Annotated in this window: 22 protein-coding genes; all 22 read right to left on the bottom strand. The window is 38.3% G+C overall.

From position 1 onward, the window contains the following. Nucleotides 1-2: 2 nt before the first annotated feature. The 22 genes from AAHB15_RS15830 to AAHB15_RS15725 all read right to left on the bottom strand — a co-directional run bounded on the left by AAHB15_RS15830 (nt 3) and on the right by AAHB15_RS15725 (nt 19,503). On the bottom strand, nt 3-527 hold the full coding sequence (locus tag AAHB15_RS15830; protein ID WP_335572821.1) for a QcrA and Rieske domain-containing protein: 525 nt from the start codon (nt 525-527) through the stop codon (nt 3-5). Between the two features lie 119 nt (nt 528-646). After that, nucleotides 647-1,111 (bottom strand): YpiF family protein, encoded by a 465-nt coding sequence (locus tag AAHB15_RS15825; protein WP_335572820.1) that lies wholly within the window; start codon nt 1,109-1,111, stop codon nt 647-649. Nucleotides 1,112-1,226: 115 nt separating this feature from the next. Continuing rightward, entirely contained in the window at nt 1,227-1,793 is a 567-nt protein-coding gene (locus AAHB15_RS15820) for a ReoY family proteolytic degradation factor (protein ID WP_335572819.1), read from the bottom strand. A 35-nt stretch (nt 1,794-1,828) separates the two neighbouring features. Beyond that, nucleotides 1,829-3,094 (bottom strand): tetratricopeptide repeat protein, encoded by a 1,266-nt coding sequence (locus AAHB15_RS15815; RefSeq protein WP_335572818.1) that lies wholly within the window; start codon nt 3,092-3,094, stop codon nt 1,829-1,831. 26 nt (nt 3,095-3,120) lie between these two features. Then, nucleotides 3,121-4,017 carry a hypothetical protein gene (locus tag AAHB15_RS15810; RefSeq protein ID WP_335572817.1) on the bottom strand — a complete coding sequence of 299 codons (897 nt, stop codon included), beginning with the start codon at nt 4,015-4,017 and terminating at the stop codon, nt 3,121-3,123. 105 nt (nt 4,018-4,122) lie between these two features. Beyond that, nucleotides 4,123-5,412 (bottom strand): 3-phosphoshikimate 1-carboxyvinyltransferase, encoded by a 1,290-nt coding sequence (aroA, locus tag AAHB15_RS15805; protein WP_144562991.1) that lies wholly within the window; start codon nt 5,410-5,412, stop codon nt 4,123-4,125. Nucleotides 5,413-5,475: 63 nt separating this feature from the next. Continuing rightward, entirely contained in the window at nt 5,476-6,582 is a 1,107-nt protein-coding gene (locus tag AAHB15_RS15800; RefSeq protein WP_335572816.1) for a prephenate dehydrogenase, read from the bottom strand. A 31-nt stretch (nt 6,583-6,613) separates the two neighbouring features. Further along, the gene (gene hisC, locus AAHB15_RS15795) at nt 6,614-7,702 is read right to left on the bottom strand and encodes a histidinol-phosphate transaminase (RefSeq protein WP_342042779.1); all 1,089 of its coding nucleotides are present in this window, start codon (nt 7,700-7,702) and stop codon (nt 6,614-6,616) included. Nucleotides 7,703-7,738: 36 nt separating this feature from the next. Beyond that, nucleotides 7,739-8,113 carry a chorismate mutase gene (aroH, locus tag AAHB15_RS15790; RefSeq protein WP_098533685.1) on the bottom strand — a complete coding sequence of 125 codons (375 nt, stop codon included), beginning with the start codon at nt 8,111-8,113 and terminating at the stop codon, nt 7,739-7,741. Between the two features lie 18 nt (nt 8,114-8,131). Beyond that, nucleotides 8,132-9,202: a 3-dehydroquinate synthase gene (aroB, locus tag AAHB15_RS15785; RefSeq protein WP_335572814.1), complete on the bottom strand. Its 1,071-nt coding sequence runs from the start codon at nt 9,200-9,202 to the stop codon at nt 8,132-8,134. Then, on the bottom strand, nt 9,202-10,374 hold the full coding sequence (gene aroC, locus AAHB15_RS15780; RefSeq protein WP_335572873.1) for a chorismate synthase: 1,173 nt from the start codon (nt 10,372-10,374) through the stop codon (nt 9,202-9,204). The genes aroB and aroC overlap by 1 nt, the downstream gene beginning before the upstream one ends. 167 nt (nt 10,375-10,541) lie before the next feature. Continuing rightward, nucleotides 10,542-10,988: a nucleoside-diphosphate kinase gene (gene ndk, locus AAHB15_RS15775; RefSeq protein WP_335572813.1), complete on the bottom strand. Its 447-nt coding sequence runs from the start codon at nt 10,986-10,988 to the stop codon at nt 10,542-10,544. A gap of 110 nt (nt 10,989-11,098) precedes the next feature. Next, on the bottom strand, nt 11,099-12,061 hold the full coding sequence (gene hepT, locus AAHB15_RS15770) for a heptaprenyl diphosphate synthase component II (RefSeq protein WP_335572812.1): 963 nt from the start codon (nt 12,059-12,061) through the stop codon (nt 11,099-11,101). 43 nt (nt 12,062-12,104) lie between these two features. Further along, entirely contained in the window at nt 12,105-12,809 is a 705-nt protein-coding gene (locus tag AAHB15_RS15765; RefSeq protein WP_342042778.1) for a demethylmenaquinone methyltransferase, read from the bottom strand. A 3-nt stretch (nt 12,810-12,812) separates the two neighbouring features. Then, nucleotides 12,813-13,616, bottom strand: coding sequence for a heptaprenyl diphosphate synthase component 1 (locus AAHB15_RS15760; RefSeq protein WP_335572810.1), 804 nt, complete (start codon nt 13,614-13,616; stop codon nt 12,813-12,815). 171 nt (nt 13,617-13,787) lie between these two features. Then, nucleotides 13,788-14,024 carry a trp RNA-binding attenuation protein MtrB gene (gene mtrB / locus AAHB15_RS15755; RefSeq protein WP_098533695.1) on the bottom strand — a complete coding sequence of 79 codons (237 nt, stop codon included), beginning with the start codon at nt 14,022-14,024 and terminating at the stop codon, nt 13,788-13,790. 34 nt (nt 14,025-14,058) lie between these two features. Beyond that, nucleotides 14,059-14,625 carry a GTP cyclohydrolase I FolE gene (folE, locus tag AAHB15_RS15750; RefSeq protein ID WP_098533697.1) on the bottom strand — a complete coding sequence of 189 codons (567 nt, stop codon included), beginning with the start codon at nt 14,623-14,625 and terminating at the stop codon, nt 14,059-14,061. A gap of 186 nt (nt 14,626-14,811) precedes the next feature. After that, entirely contained in the window at nt 14,812-15,084 is a 273-nt protein-coding gene (locus AAHB15_RS15745; RefSeq protein WP_007084878.1) for an HU family DNA-binding protein, read from the bottom strand. Between the two features lie 360 nt (nt 15,085-15,444). Next, nucleotides 15,445-16,923 carry a stage IV sporulation protein A gene (gene spoIVA / locus AAHB15_RS15740; protein ID WP_335572809.1) on the bottom strand — a complete coding sequence of 493 codons (1,479 nt, stop codon included), beginning with the start codon at nt 16,921-16,923 and terminating at the stop codon, nt 15,445-15,447. Between the two features lie 357 nt (nt 16,924-17,280). Further along, nucleotides 17,281-17,991 (bottom strand): hypothetical protein, encoded by a 711-nt coding sequence (locus AAHB15_RS15735; protein WP_335572808.1) that lies wholly within the window; start codon nt 17,989-17,991, stop codon nt 17,281-17,283. Between the two features lie 35 nt (nt 17,992-18,026). Next, complete coding sequence (locus AAHB15_RS15730) at nt 18,027-18,212, bottom strand: DUF2768 domain-containing protein (protein WP_098532975.1); 186 nt, start codon at nt 18,210-18,212, stop codon at nt 18,027-18,029. Nucleotides 18,213-18,447: 235 nt separating this feature from the next. Beyond that, a complete protein-coding gene (locus AAHB15_RS15725; protein ID WP_342042777.1) occupies nt 18,448-19,503 on the bottom strand; it encodes an NAD(P)H-dependent glycerol-3-phosphate dehydrogenase in 1,056 nt (351 codons plus the stop codon). Between the last annotated feature and the right edge of the window lie 6 nt (nt 19,504-19,509).

Below are 19,509 nucleotides of genomic sequence, written 5' to 3'. Positions count from 1 at the left end.
GATTACGCCTCCTTCCGTGGTTCAGCTTTTCCTAAGTATAGGAAGCCGCCTTTTTCCTTGTATGGGTATTCATCAAGCGGTGCTAACGGCGGTGTACCTGGAATATTCGTACCGTCCTTCTCGTAGCGTCCATAGTGGCATGGACAGAAGAATTGATTTGGATGTTCCTTGTTCGTATTCCAGCCCACAGTACAGCCCAGGTGTTTACAAATTGGCGATAGGGCTACAATTTTGTCACCATCTTTATAAACCCAAGCAGTGTTTGTAACTTCTGACTCATACCATGCATCCTTTTGTTTAAAGGTAAAGTCAACACGAACTGGTTCATCCGTTAATTCAGAAACCTTTTGTTTTGTTGCAATGAAGTTCCCAGCTGCTTCACCTTTTAAAACAGGATCAACAGCAAATCTAACCATCGGCATTAACATACCAGCTGCCATGAATCCGCCTACACCAGTTAAAGTGTAGTTTAAAAATTGACGTCTTGAAACGCGCTCTTTACTCAAGCTTATCCCCCCCTTGTTCATAAATTTCAGTCCAACGGACACAATTTAAACACATATAAAACTAGGACATAACAATGATATATCAATCTTGTAGCAAGGTCAATATCATACTATTTTAAAAACATATAATATGGGTTGTTTTACTCGTTATTACTCCATTTTTGTGTAAAAATCGATAATAACTGCTTGACTTGACTTTCAACAACCTCTATTTTTTGAGGTTCACTCATGTTTCCAAGCGGAAGGGATGGCAGCCAAATTAACGACCCGCCTACTTTGTTTTCATACATACGCCAATCCAGCTCAGAAGTTATGTAAAATATGTGCTTAAATTTACTTTGTAAAATGTTATCTTCCCATTTTAATAACTCGCTCATTACATTTTCCATATCATCGCTTTTTAGATAGGTAAACGGAGGGAATAATAAAATCCTTCCTGTAAACTGCCTTTCAAGATATCCTGTCAAAAGCGATATAAATTCAAATGCAGCAGCCGACTGTTTCATCTCCTCTCCAAACGCTAAAGAGTAAACTGGAATAACCGCGGTATCAACATATTCTTTTGCATTTAAGTATGTTTCGACCTCTTGAGGTATCCATTTCATTATTACACCAACCTTTTTGATTCGCTACTTCTATCATATCATTATCTCCCAAGAATATAAAAGATAAAGTAGAATATTTTGAAAGTATTCCACTCAATGGAAAAAGGAAGCCGGCTTAGCGCAGACTTCCCTTTTTTTGAGTTTGAGTCAATTTATTTAATTTCTCGGTCAGTGCTTGGAATAATTGCTGATCCTGTTTATCAAGAGCTTCATCAATTAGCTCCAATAGTTTTTCACGTTGAAAACGTTCAATGCTGTATTGCAATAATTGTTCCGCAATCACGCCATCTTTTTCGTTTACCTGTAGATGCTTTGGAACAAATGGATTTTCCTCCAAAACTGCTGCATATTGATGTGCCTGATTGGAGGCGTGAAAATTCAACTGAATAAAAATATCCTCGTCTCGATTCAAGCGGATATCATGAAAGGATTTTTCTGCATCTGTTGTCATGACATTTTCTTTATAAAAGCGAAACGGAACTTTATCAACACAGTGTGTTGACATGATCAAACCGCGAGGACAATACTGTGCTTGCTCAACAAAATGTACCTTTTCCATTAATTGGTCGTGGCTCATTAGATAGTTTAAAATCCAAACACATTCTCTTCTTTTTAATTGATAATGATTTAAAAACCAGCGAATAAAATCCTTCTTCTCGTTGACAGAAACAGGGGTTGTCATGATAGTTTCCCTCCTCTGCATAATCAGCTTTTTTTTTAAGTGTTCACATCGGTAAGACGTTCAAGCAAATCCAGATACTCTTCGTTCGTTGGATCCCCCATTAACAACTGTTTAAAAATTTCGGCGGCGCGTTTGTTTTTTCCTTCTTCTACAAGAAAATATCCGTAATCCTGTAAAAATGTCTCATTATTCTTAAAAAAAGTATATGCACTTTCATATTTGTCTAATGCTGAAGAATATAATTCAAGTTTATCGTTTGCTACGGCTGCATCCCAAAGCAGCTGCGGTTCCTCATCACCATGTATATCTAGCTGTGAGATCAATTCAATTACATCCTCGTAACGTTCCTGGCGGAAAAAAAGCTTATTTAAAGTAATCGCTGCTTCCATAAATCCTGGGTCAAGTGCAAGAGCCTCACGAAAGTATTGCTCTGCTTCCTCTTCATTGCCCAGCTTTAAACAGATTTTACCGCCGTAGAAAAATAACTCCTTATTAAATTCATCCTGTTTAATGCCATCTTTAATAGATTGTAGACTATTTTCGAGTTCATCTTCCCGTTCATACGCCTTAGCAAGATGTAGATAAAGGGAATGGTACTCCAGGTCAAATTCTTTTAATTCATTGAACTTTTCAATTGCTGTACGGTTGTAACCTGCTTGAAGTGCAGTAAAAGCATAACCAAATAGAGTATTAATCTCTATCTTTTCTCTCAATGCTTGATCATAATAAGTAAGGGCCTCTTCAAAAGCTCCTGAAGCACTTAATAAATCAGCCATTCTTCCATGAATATTAACTCCTGCAATTTCATCCTCTTCCCTTAAAACTCGCTCGTATGCGTTCTTGGCTTTAATAACTTCACCTTGCTCACTATAGAGTTCCCCTAAGGCAAAATCGATAATAACCTCGTCAGGCAGCAGCTCTTTTGCTTTTAATAACTTTCTTTCGCATACTTCATAAAGACCCTGAACTTGGTAAAGATCAGCTAGTAATAAGAGTGACTGTGCAAAATGGGCATCTTGTTCTGAAATTCTCTCTAATACAAGGATTGCTTCTTCCTCTTCACCTGCCTCAACTAATATTTCACCCAGCAGGACAAGGAGCTCGCCTTCTTCAGGATAGGTTTTTAGCAAACTTTCAATTAATGCCTTTGACTCTTCTAAAAATCCATAGTGGTAAAGTTCTTCGCCGAGAAGAAATTTTTCTTCCGGATTACCGCTTTGTAATACATCATTATATTCATCTAATGCCTCTTTATGTTGGCCGTTTTCTAACATTTGAATAATTTTATTTACACGTTCCATTCGCAAATACCTCTACTTCCCCAGATTTACAAAGAAAAATAAGATGGGGTTCGCACCTTAACATATTCTCCACTTCCAGGACTAAATAAAACTTTATCGCCCGAGCGGATCACCTTTCCTTTGTGAACTGTTACAACAAGTCTATTACTATGATAATGAAATAAACTTCCTTCATCAACCTTCCTGATTTCTCTATCCTTTAGATATAAATTATAGCTTAATTCTGTACCTGTCATAAGGCTGCCTTTTTGGGGGTAAAGGCCAAGCTTATTTTGAATTGAAATGGGCAGGGGATCATTTTCTTCCATCACCTCGTATAGGGATGGAATTTTTTCTTTTATCATTATATCCTTCCATTTCGACAAAACCATCCTCGCTTCCTTCTTTTGGGGTAAAGAAATTATTGGAATTAAAGGACTATTAAAGGGAAACATCGCTTCCCTAATCCATCCCCACGGAATTCTTTCTAATTCATCGAGTTCACTCAAATCTACAAAAATTGCCGGGATTTTATATTTTTTACAACTTCTCATAAATGAAGGGGTTATTAGTTTTGGTGGAATTTTCACCCCGATAGTAAAATCAATCGGACTACTGATTAAGGCCGTCTTCATTTCGTTTATTTTATCTGACAGTTCCTTTTCGTATGATAATTCAACATAAGTAAAAATGGTGGTACATCCTTTTAATAAAAAATGTTCAGTCAAATAGGACTTTAAACCTTTAAAGGAGCCCTTGTAAGGAATAGCTGAACTTAAAAGGACATAAGTAGGAGTCATAATATAAGGATCTAGATTCATTCTCATTAACCGATCATGGGATGTACATTTTTGGACCATCTTTATTTGTTCATTAGTAATGAAAAGCGAACATGTAGCTAGCTGCTTGTCTTTAAGTATATTGGCATTTTCAATAATATACATCGTCCACCACCTATTTACTTTTCTTAAGACAAGCTATGCGAAGAATTGTAATTCTATACCTTTAAGAAGTCATTAAAAAAAGCAAAAGCTGCCTAAAAGGCAGCCTTAGCGGGTTAAGATATTTAAATGTGTAAAAAAGTTCGGGTAAGAAACCGAAATCGCTTCGAATCTTTCAAGTTCTACAGCATTCTCAGATAAAAGAGCAGCAATAGCAAGCATCATGCCAATCCTATGGTCTCCGTGACTTGAAACCTTTCCACCGGTTAACTTTGATTTCCCATGGATAATCATTCCATCATCGGTCGCTTCAATATCAGCCCCTAATTTCCTTAACTCTTGAACTACTGTATCAATACGATTTGTTTCTTTTACCTTTAATTCTTCAGCATCTTTAATGATAGTTGTCCCTTCCGCTTGTGTTGCAAGGAGGGCAATGATTGGAATTTCATCAATGAGTCTTGGAATTAAATTACCTTCCACTACTGTCCCTTTCAGGTTAGAAGTTTTGATGATGAGATCCCCAGCAGGTTCAAAATCATTGGTCTCCGCTTGGACAATCTCTAATTCCGCGCCCATTTTTTGCATAACTTCGATAATCCCGGTTCTAGTTGGATTTAGCCCAACATTTTTTAAGACAATCTCACTGCCAGGAATTATGGCACCTGCAACGAGGAAAAACGCCGCAGACGATATATCACCAGGAACATGAATAGTTGATGCTGTCAGTTTTTGTCCGCCTTTTACCCTAATGGTCTGATTATCTTTTGTAATTTCACCGCCGAATTGTCGAATCATTCTTTCTGTATGATCACGAGTTTCAGCAGGCTCAATAATCGTGCTCACTCCATCTGCCTGGAGTCCAGCAAGAATTAATGCAGATTTAACCTGCGCGCTTGCAACTGGAAGCTGATACTCAATCGACTGTAATTGACCGCCACGGATAGAAATTGGTGTAAAATCACCATTTTTTCGTCCATCCAGTTTAGCACCCATTTGGGTCAATGGGACCGTTACCCTTGTCATTGGTCTCTTACCAATCGACTCATCTCCTACAAGGGATGAGAAAAAGGGTCTGCCTGCTAAAATGCCCATCAATAATCGAATTGTTGTTCCAGAGTTTCCTACATCCAAAACCTCGGAAGGCTCTGTTAATCCTTCAAAACCCTTTCCAATAATTCGAAGCTCATCCTCTGATTCCTCAATCGTTACGCCTAATTTACGAAAGCATGAGATTGTACTTAAACAATCATCCCCCGGCAAAAAATTAGTTACCCTTGTTTCGCCATGGGCGATAGAACCAAACATGACAGAGCGATGAGATATAGATTTATCACCTGGGATTGTTACTTCACCAACTAAACGATTGACGTTGGTATTAAGTTTTAATGTTTCCATCTAAATCACCTTTTTTTATTTCAAGATTTGTCAGCGCACTAATCAGCAGATTTTCTTTACCTGTTAAGTACCCAATGAAGTTGCGTAATTGGAATAACTTCCTATACATCGCTCAGCTCTTTGACGATCCTCTTCTGTTTGAAAACTAATAACTAAAACTCCATTAATATCTTCGCGCGTTTCTAAAATACGAATATTTGTGATGCTAATGTGTTCCTTTGCTAGATAACCAGTTATCTCTGAGATCACCCCAGGATAATCTGGAATATCCACATACAAGTCATAAAATGAAGGAATAGCCCCTTTTTCTTTCTGGGGAAGACCATCGCGGAACTGCTTGGCTTGATTAAAATAATTGTATATAGCAGTACTGTTTTCTTGTTCTAACAGTGTTTTGACCTCATTCATTTCTGAAAGCCATTGGTTAAGTAATTCAATTAATATTTCACGGTTGTGAAGCAAGATATCTTTCCACATTTTAGGACTGCTTGAAGCAATCCTTGTAATATCACGAAAACCTCCCGCAGCAAGACGGGGGATTAGACCCTCTGATTCAGAGAGTTTTTCGGTTTGCCGAACAATTGATGCAGCAATAATATGCGGGAAATGGCTGACGATTCCTGTAAGATAATCATGTGTTTCCGGAGTAATCGTTAAGAATTTAGCATGTGTCCCGATTAACCACTCTTTTAGAGTATCCACCTTAGAGTTTTCAATATGGTCTTCTGGTGTTAATAAATAAAAAGCATTTTCAAATAAAATTTCCTTTGCAGCTGAGACACCGCTTTTATGTGAGCCAGCCATAGGGTGGCCGCCAATGAAAGTAAACCCACGTCTTGTTAAACATAGACTGCTCTCAACAATTTTCCCCTTTGTACTTCCTGTGTCAGTTACTATCACTTCTTTATTAAGTGGAAGTTCAGAAAGGAGGTGAATGATTTCCTTAGTTTCATTAACTGGAGCAGCTATTATAATTAAATCAGCTCCAATTGCTCCATCCTGAATACTGACTGCTATTTCATCTATGACACCAAGCATCTTTGCTAGCCTTGCCTGTTCATAGTTAATATCGAATCCAACAATTTCCGAATCGAAATGTTCCTTCTTAATACATAATGCCAAGGATCCACCTATTAATCCTAAGCCAATGACAAAAACCCGGCCCTTCAATGTCCATCCCCCTATTTAGAGAAAACTGCTTCTAGTTTGCCCCAAGAAATTCGCTTAGTACCTTTAAAACACCATCGTTTTGTGCTTCGGAGCCCACCGTTATTCTTACTGAGGTCGGGAAGCCGAGTGCTTTTCCGGAACGGACAATAAATCCTCTCTCTTGTAGATAATGAAAAATCTTATCTCCGTCTACTTTGAAATCTATTAAGATAAAGTTGGTCTGGGTAGGATAATATTCTAGACTATGCTGCTCGCAAAATTTATAAAATTGTGCAATTCCCTGCCTGTTCTTAACTTTACAGTCTTCGACAAATTGCTGATCTTTAATTGCCGCACTTGCAGCTAGCTGGCCTAATGAATTAACGTTAAATGGCTCCCTAGCAGGTTCTAAGGCCTTGATAATTGCTTCATTAGCTACCCCGTAGCCAATCCTTAAGGCTGCTAAACCATAAATTTTTGAAAACGTTCTTAATACAATTAGGTTATCGAACTTACGGGTCAAACTAATAGAATTATAATAATCCTCGGCCACTACGTACTCATAATAAGCCTCGTCAAGAACCACAAGAATGTGTGGCGGAACTTTTTCTAGAAATGGGACTAATTTATTCTCCGAAATATATGTACCTGTCGGATTATTAGGGCTGCACACCCAAATGACATTAGTCTGTTCATCAATGGCCTCTAACATAGCGTTTAAGTCATGCTCCCCGTTTACAAGAGGGATTTCCTTAATAATCGCTCCTTCAATTACCGCATTGTGCTTATACTGCGAAAAGGTCGGATGAGCCATTACTGTACTGGCATTTGGATGTAATAGAGCCCTTGAGATAATTTGAATTAAATTATCTGAGCCATTACCTAAAATGAGCTCGTTCTCTTCAACCTCCAAAAAGGATGCAAGTGTTTCTCTTAAATTTGTCGCATAGCCATCAGGATATATAGCCAAACTGGTTGAATTCGAATTTAGGGCTGAATGAACAGAATCTGAACACCCAAATGGATTTTCATTGGAGGCTAGTTTTACGATCTTTTCGAGATTAAATTGTTTCTTTACTGCATCAATAGACTTACCTGGTTGATATGGAGTTAGTGTTAATAACTGTTCTTTCCATCTCATTTTCTCCACCCCGTTCGCTTTAAAAGTTTGTTAATTTTATAATGCAACGCTGTTGTTTAAATCAGGTCTTAACACTTGTGCATCATTCAGATAAACATGGACAATTTTTTCCTGTGTAACACTTGTATTGACGTGCATCATTACTCTAACACACATCTTCAAGGAGTTAGGAACAGGCATTTCTCGCATACACATTACTGGTACATAGGTCCATCCTGGGAATTTCCGCAATGCCTTAGCCGGAAACGCAGCATCAACATCTTCTGTTGTTGAAACTAATACGGAGGCGACGGAATCAGGTTGAATTTGATTTACCTCAATTAATTTAGCAAAAAGTTCCTCTGTCGCTGCAATAATAGCTTCTTCAGAATTAGCAGTAACCGTCGTGGCACCCCTCACACCTCTGATCATAAAACATTCTCCCTTATATTAAAATCTTGTCAACTCTTGCCATAATACCTCTTCTGACACTTCCTGGAGTAAAGGATGCCCCACTTGTTCAAGTAAAACAAAACGAATCGCATCCCCCACAGATTTTTTATCCTGTCTCATTTTCGCTATCAAGCTTTCAAAGGATAATTGTTTAGGTACGGTTGTTTCATAGCCTAATTCTGTAACCCAGGCAATGAATTCACTTATATTGAACGATAAACCTAATAAGTTATTACTTAATTTTAAGGCAAAAATCGTCCCAATCATTACTGCTTCACCATGGGTGAAATTTCCATAACCCATTTCTGCTTCGATCGCATGTCCAAGGGTATGACCTAAATTTAAAAAAGCACGGATTCCTGTTTCTTTTTCATCCTGCGATACGAACTTGTTTTTAATCTTTATCCCTTGTACAAGAGAACCGGATAATTGTTCTTTTGTTATGGCATTTAAATTATGAATATTTAACCTTAACCAATCATAAAAATGAGGATCCGCTATAAGGGCATGTTTAATAACCTCCGCAAATCCAGATCGAATTTCATTAATGGGAAGCGTATTTAATAATTCAAGATCATAAAATACTGCTTCTGGCTGATAAAAAGCTCCAATCATATTTTTCCCAAGAGGATGATTGATTGCAACTTTTCCGCCAACGGCACTATCATGTGCAAGAATGGTGGTAGGAACTTGAATAAAAGGAATACCGCGCATAAACGAAGCGGCAACAAATCCGGTTAAATCTCCAACCGCCCCTCCTCCAAAGGAGAGAACAACCGATTTGCGGTCTAAACGACTGGCTAGAGCGGTTGTCAGGGCATCATAATATACCTCAAAGGTCTTTGCTTTTTCACCTGATGGTGCAGTAAAAATGATCGGTTCCCAAGGTTTCAGCACTTGAAGTAATGTATCAAGATGAAGCTTTGCAACTGTTTCATCCGTAATAATTAATATTCTTGTAAGATCAGGGAAATGATTTGTCAAGAACACAGGAAGTTCATTTCTACACCTTTCTCCCACAAATACAGGATATTCCTTGGATTCTGTTTGAATTTGAATAGTTTCCATTAGAACTCCCTCGCATATTCCCGATGTCTATTAATTTCATCGACAAGGGTATCAAACCGATCACTATTAAACTGTTCAATAAGTGCGTTAGCAAGTTCCCATGCTACTACATGCTCAGCAACAACAGCCGCCGCCGGTACTGCACAACTGTCAGACCGTTCAACACTGGCCGCAAATGCCTCCTTTGATTCAATATCGACACTCATCAACGGTTTATATAGTGTTGGAATTGGCTTCATTACTCCTCGAACGACGAGTGGCATCCCGGTCGTCATGCCGCCTTCAAAACCGCCAAGCCGGTTGGTCTTACGGTAAAAACCAACTTCTTTATCCCATCCAATTTCATCATGCACTTGACTTCCAGGCAAGCTTGCCGCTTCAAAGCCAATTCCTATTTCAACACCTTTAAAGGCGTTAATACTCATAATAGCTGCTGCTAATTTCCCATCCAATTTTCGATCATAATGAACATAACTTCCAATACCTGCAGGCATACCTGTTGCAATCACCTCGACAACCCCGCCGATGGAATCTCCATTTTGCTTTGCTTCGTCAATAGCTGTCATCATTGCTTGCTCCACCTTGGAATCTGCAACGCGAACTGGAGATAATTCAGTGACTTCTTTTAATGTTTCTATCGCAAGGTTAGGGTCTACGGATGCTTTCACCCCGCCGATTTCGACAACATGTCCTACAATCTCTACACCAAGCAGTGATAATAGCTTTTTCGCGACAGCACCGGCTGCAACTCTAACCGTTGTTTCCCGTGCTGAAGAACGCTCTAATACATTTCTCATATCGTGGTGGCCGTATTTAATGGCCCCATTTAAATCCGCGTGACCAGGTCGTGCCCTTGTCACCTTACGCTTGATTTCATCCTCTTGCCCTTCCACTAACGCCTCAATTCCCATAATCTTGGTCCAATGCTTCCAGTCATTGTTCTTTACCACTAATGCAATCGGTGAACCAAGGGTTTGTCCATGACGAACACCTGAAACTATTTCTGCAGTATCCTTTTCGATTTGCATGCGTCTTCCCCGGCCATAGCCTTTTTGCCGTCTGGCTAACTCATTATTTATATCTGAAGCTTCCAGCGGCATGCCTGCTGGTAAGCCCTCTAAAATTGTCGTTAACTGCGGCCCATGGGATTCTCCTGCTGTTAAATATCTCATTCCCATCGCTCTTTCCCCCTTCAACTCATTAAAGAATTATTTATCAATATAACATATTGAGCAAAATAAACATAGTATAACTATTCAGAAAATAAGGGTAAAATTTTTGTAATCGGATACAAAAAAAGGCACTCGTATATTATTATACAAGTGCCTTTCAAGTTAGATTAGTAAATCCACTCGTTCACTAACTTAGAATAATCAACTACTTCAATTTCTTTAAAGAATAATCCAATTTCACGTTCCGCACTAGCCGGAGAATCAGAGCCGTGAATAACATTTTTACCCACAGTAAGGCCAAAATCACCGCGGATCGTTCCTGGGGCCGCGTCCTTAGGATTAGTAGAACCCATCATTTGACGAGCTGTTGCAATCACATTTTCACCCTGCCAAACCATCGCAAAAACAGGTCCTGAAGTGATGAAATCAACTAATTCCCCGAAAAATGGACGCTCCTTATGTTCCCCATAATGTTCTTCAGCAAGCTCATTTGGAATACTCATTAATTTTGCCCCGACTAATTGGAAGCCTTTCTTTTCAAAGCGAACTACAATTTCCCCAATAAGGTTACGCTGAACTCCGTCAGGCTTTACCATCAAAAATGTTTTTTCCATGGTTTCCACTCCTAAAAAAAATATTATGTATATTGATTGTTAGTTTTGAACAATCCATGAAAATGTTATCATTTTTTTGAATATTTAGCAAGCTGACGTCGGCAAAGAAATTAAAACTTTCGTCTGCCTATATATTTAGCAATATCTCGCAATGTCCTTTTGGCTTTATTTTCTGGTAACTCTTCTAGTACAGTTAATGCCTTATCTAAATAGTGATCACTTAAAGCGAAGGATTTTTCAATCGCACCTGATCGTTTAATTAGGGAGATGATCCGTCCTATTTCCTCAGGTCCCATTTTTTCATGTACCTTTTCAATTTCACAAAGTGTATGAGGATCATCCATAGCAAACAGGGCAGGGGCTGTAATATTTCCTTGTAGAAGATCGCTTCCAGCTGGCTTTCCTAGTTCCTTTTCAGTCGAGGTGAAATCCAAAATATCATCAATAATCTGATAGGACATTCCAACGTAATAACCAAATCGGAATAGTTTCTTATGATATTTTCCTTCTACCCCGGCAGCAACAGCCCCTAATTGACAGCTTACTGCAATTAATAGGGCAGTCTTCCTTTTTATTCTCCTAAGGTAATCTCTAAGGGTTTGCTTAAAACGATATTTATCTTTAATTTGTTGAATTTCACCTACAGTTACTTCCACAATGGTGTTCGCCAAAATTTTATGGGCCTCAGGTCTTTTAATATTTGTCATTAATTCGAGAGCAAGGGCAAAAACAAAGTCACCTGTATACATCGCTATTTTGTTATCCCATTTTGATTTGACAGTTGGTTGTCCCCGGCGAAGATCAGCATCATCTATCACATCATCATGAACCAGTGAGGCCATATGAATTAATTCCAATGCGACAGCTACATTTTTCAGTACATGGATATCGTAATCACCAAATTTACCTGCAAGCAAAACAAAAACAGGACGAATTCGTTTCCCTCCAGCTTGTAGTGTATGCATAGAAGCTTGTTTCAAAAGAAGAGACTCCGGCTGGATGGTCTCTTCAAGTTCTTTTTCTATTATGTTAATATCCGAATTCAAAAATGAATACATCATTTTTAATTTCATTTGTATTCACCCTGCTTTTCATCCCGTCTTCATTTTTGATGAATTAGATTTTTTTACCTATATGAACAGCGGCAGCACCACCACTGTATGGTTTATATTTCACTTCATTGAACCCTGCCTTTTCAAACAACTTGGCAAGCTCTCTCATCCCTGGAAAATCACGGGCAGATTCATGGAGCCATGAATACTCCCGGTAGCTTTTCGCCAAAAGTTTTCCAAACAAAGGCATGATAAAACGAAAATAAAAATAATAAAGCTGTTTATAGCCAATTAAGGTGGGCTGTGATGTTTCCAGGCAAACTGCGATCCCGCCTGGTTTAAGAACCCGATGCATTTCCTTTAATACCTGCAGGTAATCAGGTACATTTCTTAAGCCAAAGCCAATTGTAACATAATCAAAGCTATTATCTGGAAAAGGAAGTTCCATTGCATTTCCATGAATTAATGTCACCTGTTCCAGTCCTAAATCCTTAACTTTTTCTATCCCAACATTCAACATGTTTTGGCTAAAGTCTAAACCTGTAACTTTTCCTGTCGGGCCAACTGCTTCAGCTAAGGCAATGGTCCAATCAGCAGTTCCGCAGCATACATCGAGAGCTTTTGAACCCGGTTGAACATTCATTCTTCTCATGGTATCCTTCCGCCATTTGATGTGTTGCTGAAAACTAATAACTGAGTTCATTTTATCATAGTTATCAGATATCTTTTCAAACACATTATGAACGCGCTGTTCTTTCGATTGCTGCATGTTTTACCCTTCTTCCACAAAAGTTTTTGCATATGGCTGATACTGACCCAACAACGCTGTGACCCTTTTTGCAAGAAAGTCATTTATGTTAGGAAGTTGTTTTTCTACAGCATGTTTTAAACGTTCCATATATTCATCGCATGTCTGAATTAAACGCTGTTGTTGTTCTTCTGTTAAATCTTCCAATTTTGCTCCTGTGAAAACGAGTTTCTTCAATGATTGAAAAAGAATAGAGCAGCCTGATTGAAAATATTCGTTTCTCTCAATTAATAGCCTTTTAAATAATAAAAGATCCCCAAGAAACTCATCCCAAAACTCTACTTTAAAATAATCTGCGACCTTTGACAGTAAAGAACTTTCAATTTTTCTAATACCTGACATTAGACTCTCTATGCCATCGAGGTCCGTTTGGTATACGAGAATTTTATGTTCGTTTACTTCTTTCACCCCTGCTGAAAGAGCTTTTATCATGTTAATATCTTCAGCTTCTGCAAGAATTTGATAATATAGTCCGCTAAAATAGTCTCCAGCAAGTACAGTTAGTTGTCTTTTTTTCTCATCTATGGTCTCGCTTGATATATAATCATGGGTATCAAGGGCAATTTGGATTAACATGGTTGACAATGTATAGTTTTGTATCTGATTAAAAGAGAGTTCTAATGATTCCAGTAAAGAGACGAGAACTAACAGCTTTTCCTCATCTATTTTTGGGGTTTCGATAAATTCAAGCAAGTAGGAATCAAACACCCTCTTTTCGACCTGCTCTTTTATCGTTGTAAATTTTTGTCGAATGTCGTGCACTGTCATCACCCTTGCTTCCCCGATGTAATCACTATATGTATTTTATATTGTTTATTTGAATGAAATTTTCATGCCCACCTAAAGAGAAAAATAAAACAAGGCAGACCCAATTATAACATAAAAGGTCTGAAGTGAGCAGGAATTCACAAAATAATCACTAACCATTCTAAGTTGCCGCTATTTTCTAATTTCACTCTCAACTTCACCAAATTGAGTGAGAATTTTAGCGTTACCACGAATTTTAATCGCAGAGGTATGCTCCGTAAATTGAGCAATGAGGACCTCTCCTTTATCAAGCTTTTCCGAATGATGGAATCTGGTATCAGAGCCCCTTGTTAAGCCGATTACACTGACTCCATCATCTTGAGCTTTAATCACAACATAATCGCTATTTTGTGGATTACGCTTTTCCAATTTGATCACTCCATATGTCAAGAAATAATTAATTTCAATATTTAATTAAGGATAGGACTTCAGATCGTGCCACTGCATCATCTGCAAGGACTCCGCGGACAGCTGTTGTAACGGTTTTGGAACCAGGCTTTTTTACACCACGCATTGTCATACACATATGCTCAGCTTCTACTACAACCATTACACCGCGAGGGTCAAGCTTTTCCATCATGCTATCTGCTATTGTTGACGTAATCCGTTCCTGCAGCTGCGGCCTTTTAGCAACTGCTTCAACAGCACGAGCTAATTTACTAAGCCCTGTGACACGGCCATTTTGTGGGATATAAGCAACATGCGCTTTTCCAAAAAAAGGAACTAAATGATGCTCGCACATTGAGTAGAACGGAATATCTTTCACTAAAACAAGTTCTTCGTGATCTTCACTAAAAATGGTCTCAAAATGCTGCTTTGGATCTTCATTTAAACCACTGAAAACTTCCTCATACATTTTTGCCACTCTTTTAGGTGTGTCAAGTAGACCTTCACGATTTGGATCTTCACCAATTGCCTCTAATATTAAACGTACCGCCTCTTCTATTTGGGCACGATTGACTTCCGACATACCGAATTCCTCCTAGAGTATATCTTTTAAGTATAAACACCAACTACATATTAGCACAATCATTTCATTCCAAGCAAAAAAATAGATACTTACAGTCGATGATTACCCTTTAAGTAGAAAAAAGGCCATGGACTTCTCCATGACCTTTTTGCCTAAGCTACCTGCTTAAAGCAATCATTTATGTAATTACTTAACTGCATCTTTAAGCGCTTTACCTGGTTTGAAAGCCGGTACCTTACTAGCAGCGATTTCGATTTCATCACCTGTTTGTGGGTTACGACCCTTACGGGCAGCACGTTCACGTACTTCAAAGTTACCAAAACCAATTAGTTGTACCTTATCACCATTTTTCAAAGCATCTAAAATCGCATCAAAAACAGCATCAACTGCTTTTGTAGCGTCCTTTTTTGAAAGCTCGCTAGCTTCAGCAACTGCATTAATAAGTTCTGTCTTGTTCATGCCATTCACCTCCTCCCAAAGAAATTATCAAGATTCGTAAATAAGATTACTTATCTACATTTCTAAACAATTTTTCTAATTTCTATACGTCATAGCAAGGTTTTATTACCAAAGTAATCCATTTTTACTACTTTGGTGACCTAAATCTATTTTTTTAATAAAAACCCAATAAAATAAAGGGTTCAAGCACTATAACGTAATTCTGTTAAAAGATTATCATAATCATTTCCGCATATCAAGAAGATTTCATGAAATAATGGTAATCTTTTCTTTTGTTCATCAATATACTGCTATATTTGACTTATTTTTAGCACATATGTAGCGGCAATAAAAAAAGGACTCCAAAATGGAGCCCAAATGTTAGAGGATAATCGCGATTAATCCGCCAGAACCTTCGTTAATAATTCTCTCTAATGTTTCCTTTAATTTATATCTGGCATTCTCTGGCATTAAAGATAGTTTACCTTGAATCCCCTCTCGAACAATAGAACTCAAAGACCGGCCAAAAATGTCGGAATTCCAAATCGATAATGGATCATCCTCGAAGTCCTGCATTAGATAGCGGACTAACTCTTCACTTTGTTTTTCCGTACCGATAATCGGAGCAAATTCTGATTCTACATCGACTTTAATCATATGAATCGATGGAGCTACCGCTCTAAGTCTTACACCGAATCTAGCACCCTGACGGATGATTTCTGGTTCTTCAAGACTCATATCAGAAAGTGATGGTGATGCAATCCCATAGCCTGTTTGTTTAACCATTTTTATTGCATCGGCAATGTGGTCATATTCTGCTTTCGCATGGGCAAAATCCTGCATTAATTCTAGCAGATGATCCTTACCTCTGATTTCCACACCGACAATTTCTTTTAAAATATCATCATATAACTCATCAGGAGCGATTAAGTCGATTTCAGCAACACCAGAACCCATCTCAATACCAGCTAATCCGGCTTTATCAATGAATTCAAAGTCACTGAACTGTTGAACGACACGGTCAACATCTCGTAATCTCTTGATATCTTTAACTGTTTCTTTCACTGCATCCTGATAGCTTTCACGAAGCCAATGATTTTCTCTAAGTACCATGACCCAGCTTGGCAGGTTTACATTGACTTCAAGTACCGGAAACTCGTAAAGTGCCTCGCGAAGAACATTGAGAACATCACTGTCACGCATGCTTTCTACGCTCATTGCAAGTACAGGAATATCATATTTCTCTGATAGGCTTGATCTTAATGTTTCAGTAGCAGGGTGATATGGCTGAGCACTATTGACCACCATAATAAACGGTTTGCCAACTTCTTTCAACTCATTTATAACTCGTTCTTCTGCCTCAATATAGTTACTTCTAGGAATTTCACCAATTGTTCCATCAGTCGTTACTACAACCCCAATAGTTGAATGTTCCTGAATTACCTTTCTTGTGCCAATTTCAGCCGCTTCATGGAATGGAATAGGCTCCTCATACCATGGCGTATTAATCATCCTAGGTCCATTTTCATCTTCATAACCCTTAGCGCCAGGTACTGTGTATCCAACACAATCTACCAGCCTGATATTAACATTAAGACCCTCATCAACATCCACAGTGGCCGCCTGATTTGGGACAAATTTCGGCTCAGTTGTCATGATCGTTTTACCTGCTGCACTTTGCGGAAGCTCATCTTGTGCCCGAGATCTTTCAGCTTCATTGTTTATATTCGGTAAGACAACAAGCTCCATGAACTTTTTAATAAATGTCGATTTACCTGTTCGTACTGCACCGACTACTCCTAGATAAATATCACCGCCGGTTCTCTCGGCAATATCTTTAAAAATGTCAACCTTTTCCAAGTGATCCCCTCCCGATCATAGAGTAAAGTGGGATAATATCATCCATATTAGGTATTTTTGGACAGTATATATTTATGATGTTGTCCTATCTTGTTATGACACTTTTCTAAAATTTTTACCCCCTTGTTAAAATTTCACAAAGATGTGCTGATATCTGTCTTTCTCTGAACATTTGATTGTATGGAGGGTTTCTAACTATGGTTAACGGATACGGAGAGAACATATGGATCCATATCGCCAATATATGATTAAGCATAAAAAACCCTTCTCCTACAATATATTTCATAGGAAAAGGGTTATGACAAAAATTAAAGCAGAGCATTCTCTAGCAGTAGAGAAGAGAAGCGATCAACATTTTTATTTTTCTAAAAACACAGGTTCTTTTGTCTTAGGATCAATTGTATAGGGCAGGGAATAGGCAGGAACAAACATGGAATTATCCACTAAAATAGAGCGTATATCTTCGCCAGGTTTCGGCTCCTTCCCCGTCTTTTTTAGGGCTTGATATAGATCGGGCCGATAATCAACGTAAACCTCGGCATTACCACTTATGACGAATGAAAGGTTTTGATTCGTAAATGGGCTAACAGCGTACGGAGCCTTCTTAAATCCAAGTTTAGAATAATCAAGTGAAAATACATTTTTGGCAATTTGTTCTTTATATGGTGGATAACCATTTGTTTTGATCCTTAGTTTTATATCACGAATGGTTTCTGCCAATCTTAAATCCAACAATTTAACGGTAGGATTGGTCTCCACATCTATAAGCACATATTGAAATATACCACCGCTCTCATAAGCATTTCCGGGTGGTTCGGCAATATACTTTGGTGCAATCTTATTAAAATCAATTGGGTACTTTTGATAAATCGGTGTTTTCGCATCCTTCGTTTTAATGGGCAGAATCCCTCCATTATCCTTTTGAAAGTCATCTACTGCTGTCTGTACTGCTTTGATTTGATCTTTATACGGTACCTGATTTTGCGTTAATTCTTCTTGCGGATACATGCAGCCAGATAAAAGTACTGCCGTAATCAGCAGAAAGCTAAACATCATTTTTCTTTTCATAAAATCACCTTTAGATTTATGTATGGTTTTAAAATTCAAGTGAAGAAAACGATCAGTAAGGTCAATCCTGCAACAATCATAAATAAATAAGCAATAATAGCTGTTATCATTCGAAAGATTCCTTTTAACTTATACCGGCTCAAATAAATCGTAATAATGGCAAGAAACATAAGAGCCATACCCGCAATGGATATCCACATTTTTATCATGGCTGGCGACAATTTTATTCCCCCTTTTTCGAAGATTAATTATAACATAGCTATTATTATAAAAAAATTTTTTAAAATAAAAAAAACTGAAGTAAAGAGGGGCGAGTTCTTTACTTCAGCCATTTTCTGGACTAAATAACCCATTCACCAACGTCTACTACCAGGTTGCTTCGTTGCATTGTATGCAACCTAGAGAAAAAACGCATCAGGGGAACGCCTATTTTCTTAATAAAAATGCACATTTTTACTATTCAAGGGATTTTTCTTCAAGGACATTAACTAAATCTTCCATTTCATGAGTTCTGCCGCGCGACATTAAAACATCGACGGCATCTTTTGGATTTTTTCCATTAAATAAGACATTATAAAGGACAGATGTGATTGGCATCTGAACATCATACGTTTGTGCAAGCTGATAGGCCGCTTTGGTAGTCCTTACACCCTCGACAACCATTCCCATATTATCGAGAACCTCATCTAAGGTTTTTCCCTTACCAAGCAGATTACCCGCTTTCCAGTTCCTTGAATGAACACTTGTACATGTTACAATTAGGTCGCCAATTCCTGCTAATCCGGAAAACGTTAATGGATTGGCGCCCATCTTTGTACCGAGACGGGCTATTTCAGCTAGTCCTCTAGTCATTAAGGCCGCCTTTGCATTATCACCGTAACCAAGTCCATCTGTGATTCCTGCAGCCAAGGCGATAATGTTCTTCAATGCACCGCCAATTTCCACACCAATCACATCTGAATTGGTATATACACGGAAATTTTGATTGATAAATAAATCTTGAATACGTTCTGCTGCTTCCATATTTTCCGATGAGACAGTAACCGTCGTAGGATGTCTAAGACTGACTTCTTCAGCATGACTTGGTCCTGAGAGAACAACGACATCCTTTAGAAGCTCTTTTGGCATTTCTTCTTTTATGATTTCGCTTATCCGTAACAGGGAATTAGGCTCAATCCCCTTACTTACATGTGTAATGGTTAGCGGTGCCTTCCGGACTGCCCGAATCTTGCCCAGCACTTCTCTGATCGCTTTTGTCGGAACAGCCAAAACAATGTTTTCAACTCCTATTAAGGCATCATTTAGCGAGGCATAACTGACAATTAATTCCGGAAGTTTGATTTCAGGTAAATATTTTTGATTAGTATGAAATTGATTTATTTCCTTTACCTGATTCTCATTATGACTCCATAAACGTATTTCATGACCGTTGTCAGCAAGTACCATCGCAAGGGCTGTTCCCCAGCTTCCTGCACCTATAACAGTTACCGCTGTTTTGTTATCCTCCTGCATAACCCT

The sequence above is a fragment of the Bacillus sp. OTU2372 genome, from assembly GCF_038440275.1.
GTDB lineage: Bacteria > Bacillota > Bacilli > Bacillales > Cytobacillaceae > Neobacillus > Neobacillus bataviensis_B.
Note: the sequence above shows the minus strand (reverse complement) of the source record. Positions and strands in the feature narration are given on the sequence as shown.

Bases quoted from the DNA above. Each gene is read 5' to 3' on its own strand.
- AAHB15_RS15830 (WP_335572821.1), bottom strand. From the start codon at position 527: ATGAACAAGGGGGGGATAAGCTTGAGTAAAGAGCGCGTTTCAAGACGT.
- AAHB15_RS15825 (WP_335572820.1), bottom strand. From the start codon at position 1,111: ATGAAATGGATACCTCAAGAGGTCGAAACATACTTAAATGCAAAAGAA.
- AAHB15_RS15820 (WP_335572819.1), bottom strand. From the start codon at position 1,793: ATGACAACCCCTGTTTCTGTCAACGAGAAGAAGGATTTTATTCGCTGG.
- AAHB15_RS15815 (WP_335572818.1), bottom strand. From the start codon at position 3,094: ATGGAACGTGTAAATAAAATTATTCAAATGTTAGAAAACGGCCAACAT.
- AAHB15_RS15810 (WP_335572817.1), bottom strand. From the start codon at position 4,017: ATGTATATTATTGAAAATGCCAATATACTTAAAGACAAGCAGCTAGCT.
- aroA (WP_144562991.1), bottom strand. From the start codon at position 5,412: ATGGAAACATTAAAACTTAATACCAACGTCAATCGTTTAGTTGGTGAA.
- hisC (WP_342042779.1), bottom strand. From the start codon at position 7,702: ATGAGATGGAAAGAACAGTTATTAACACTAACTCCATATCAACCAGGT.
- aroH (WP_098533685.1), bottom strand. From the start codon at position 8,113: ATGATCAGAGGTGTGAGGGGTGCCACGACGGTTACTGCTAATTCTGAA.
- aroB (WP_335572814.1), bottom strand. From the start codon at position 9,202: ATGGAAACTATTCAAATTCAAACAGAATCCAAGGAATATCCTGTATTT.
- aroC (WP_335572873.1), bottom strand. From the start codon at position 10,374: ATGAGATATTTAACAGCAGGAGAATCCCATGGGCCGCAGTTAACGACA.
- ndk (WP_335572813.1), bottom strand. From the start codon at position 10,988: ATGGAAAAAACATTTTTGATGGTAAAGCCTGACGGAGTTCAGCGTAAC.
- hepT (WP_335572812.1), bottom strand. From the start codon at position 12,061: ATGAAATTAAAAATGATGTATTCATTTTTGAATTCGGATATTAACATA.
- AAHB15_RS15765 (WP_342042778.1), bottom strand. From the start codon at position 12,809: ATGCAGCAATCGAAAGAACAGCGCGTTCATAATGTGTTTGAAAAGATA.
- AAHB15_RS15760 (WP_335572810.1), bottom strand. From the start codon at position 13,616: ATGACAGTGCACGACATTCGACAAAAATTTACAACGATAAAAGAGCAG.
- folE (WP_098533697.1), bottom strand. From the start codon at position 14,625: ATGTCGGAAGTCAATCGTGCCCAAATAGAAGAGGCGGTACGTTTAATA.
- AAHB15_RS15745 (WP_007084878.1), bottom strand. From the start codon at position 15,084: ATGAACAAGACAGAACTTATTAATGCAGTTGCTGAAGCTAGCGAGCTT.
- AAHB15_RS15735 (WP_335572808.1), bottom strand. From the start codon at position 17,991: ATGAAAAGAAAAATGATGTTTAGCTTTCTGCTGATTACGGCAGTACTT.
- AAHB15_RS15725 (WP_342042777.1), bottom strand. From the start codon at position 19,503: ATGCAGGAGGATAACAAAACAGCGGTAACTGTTATAGGTGCAGGAAGC.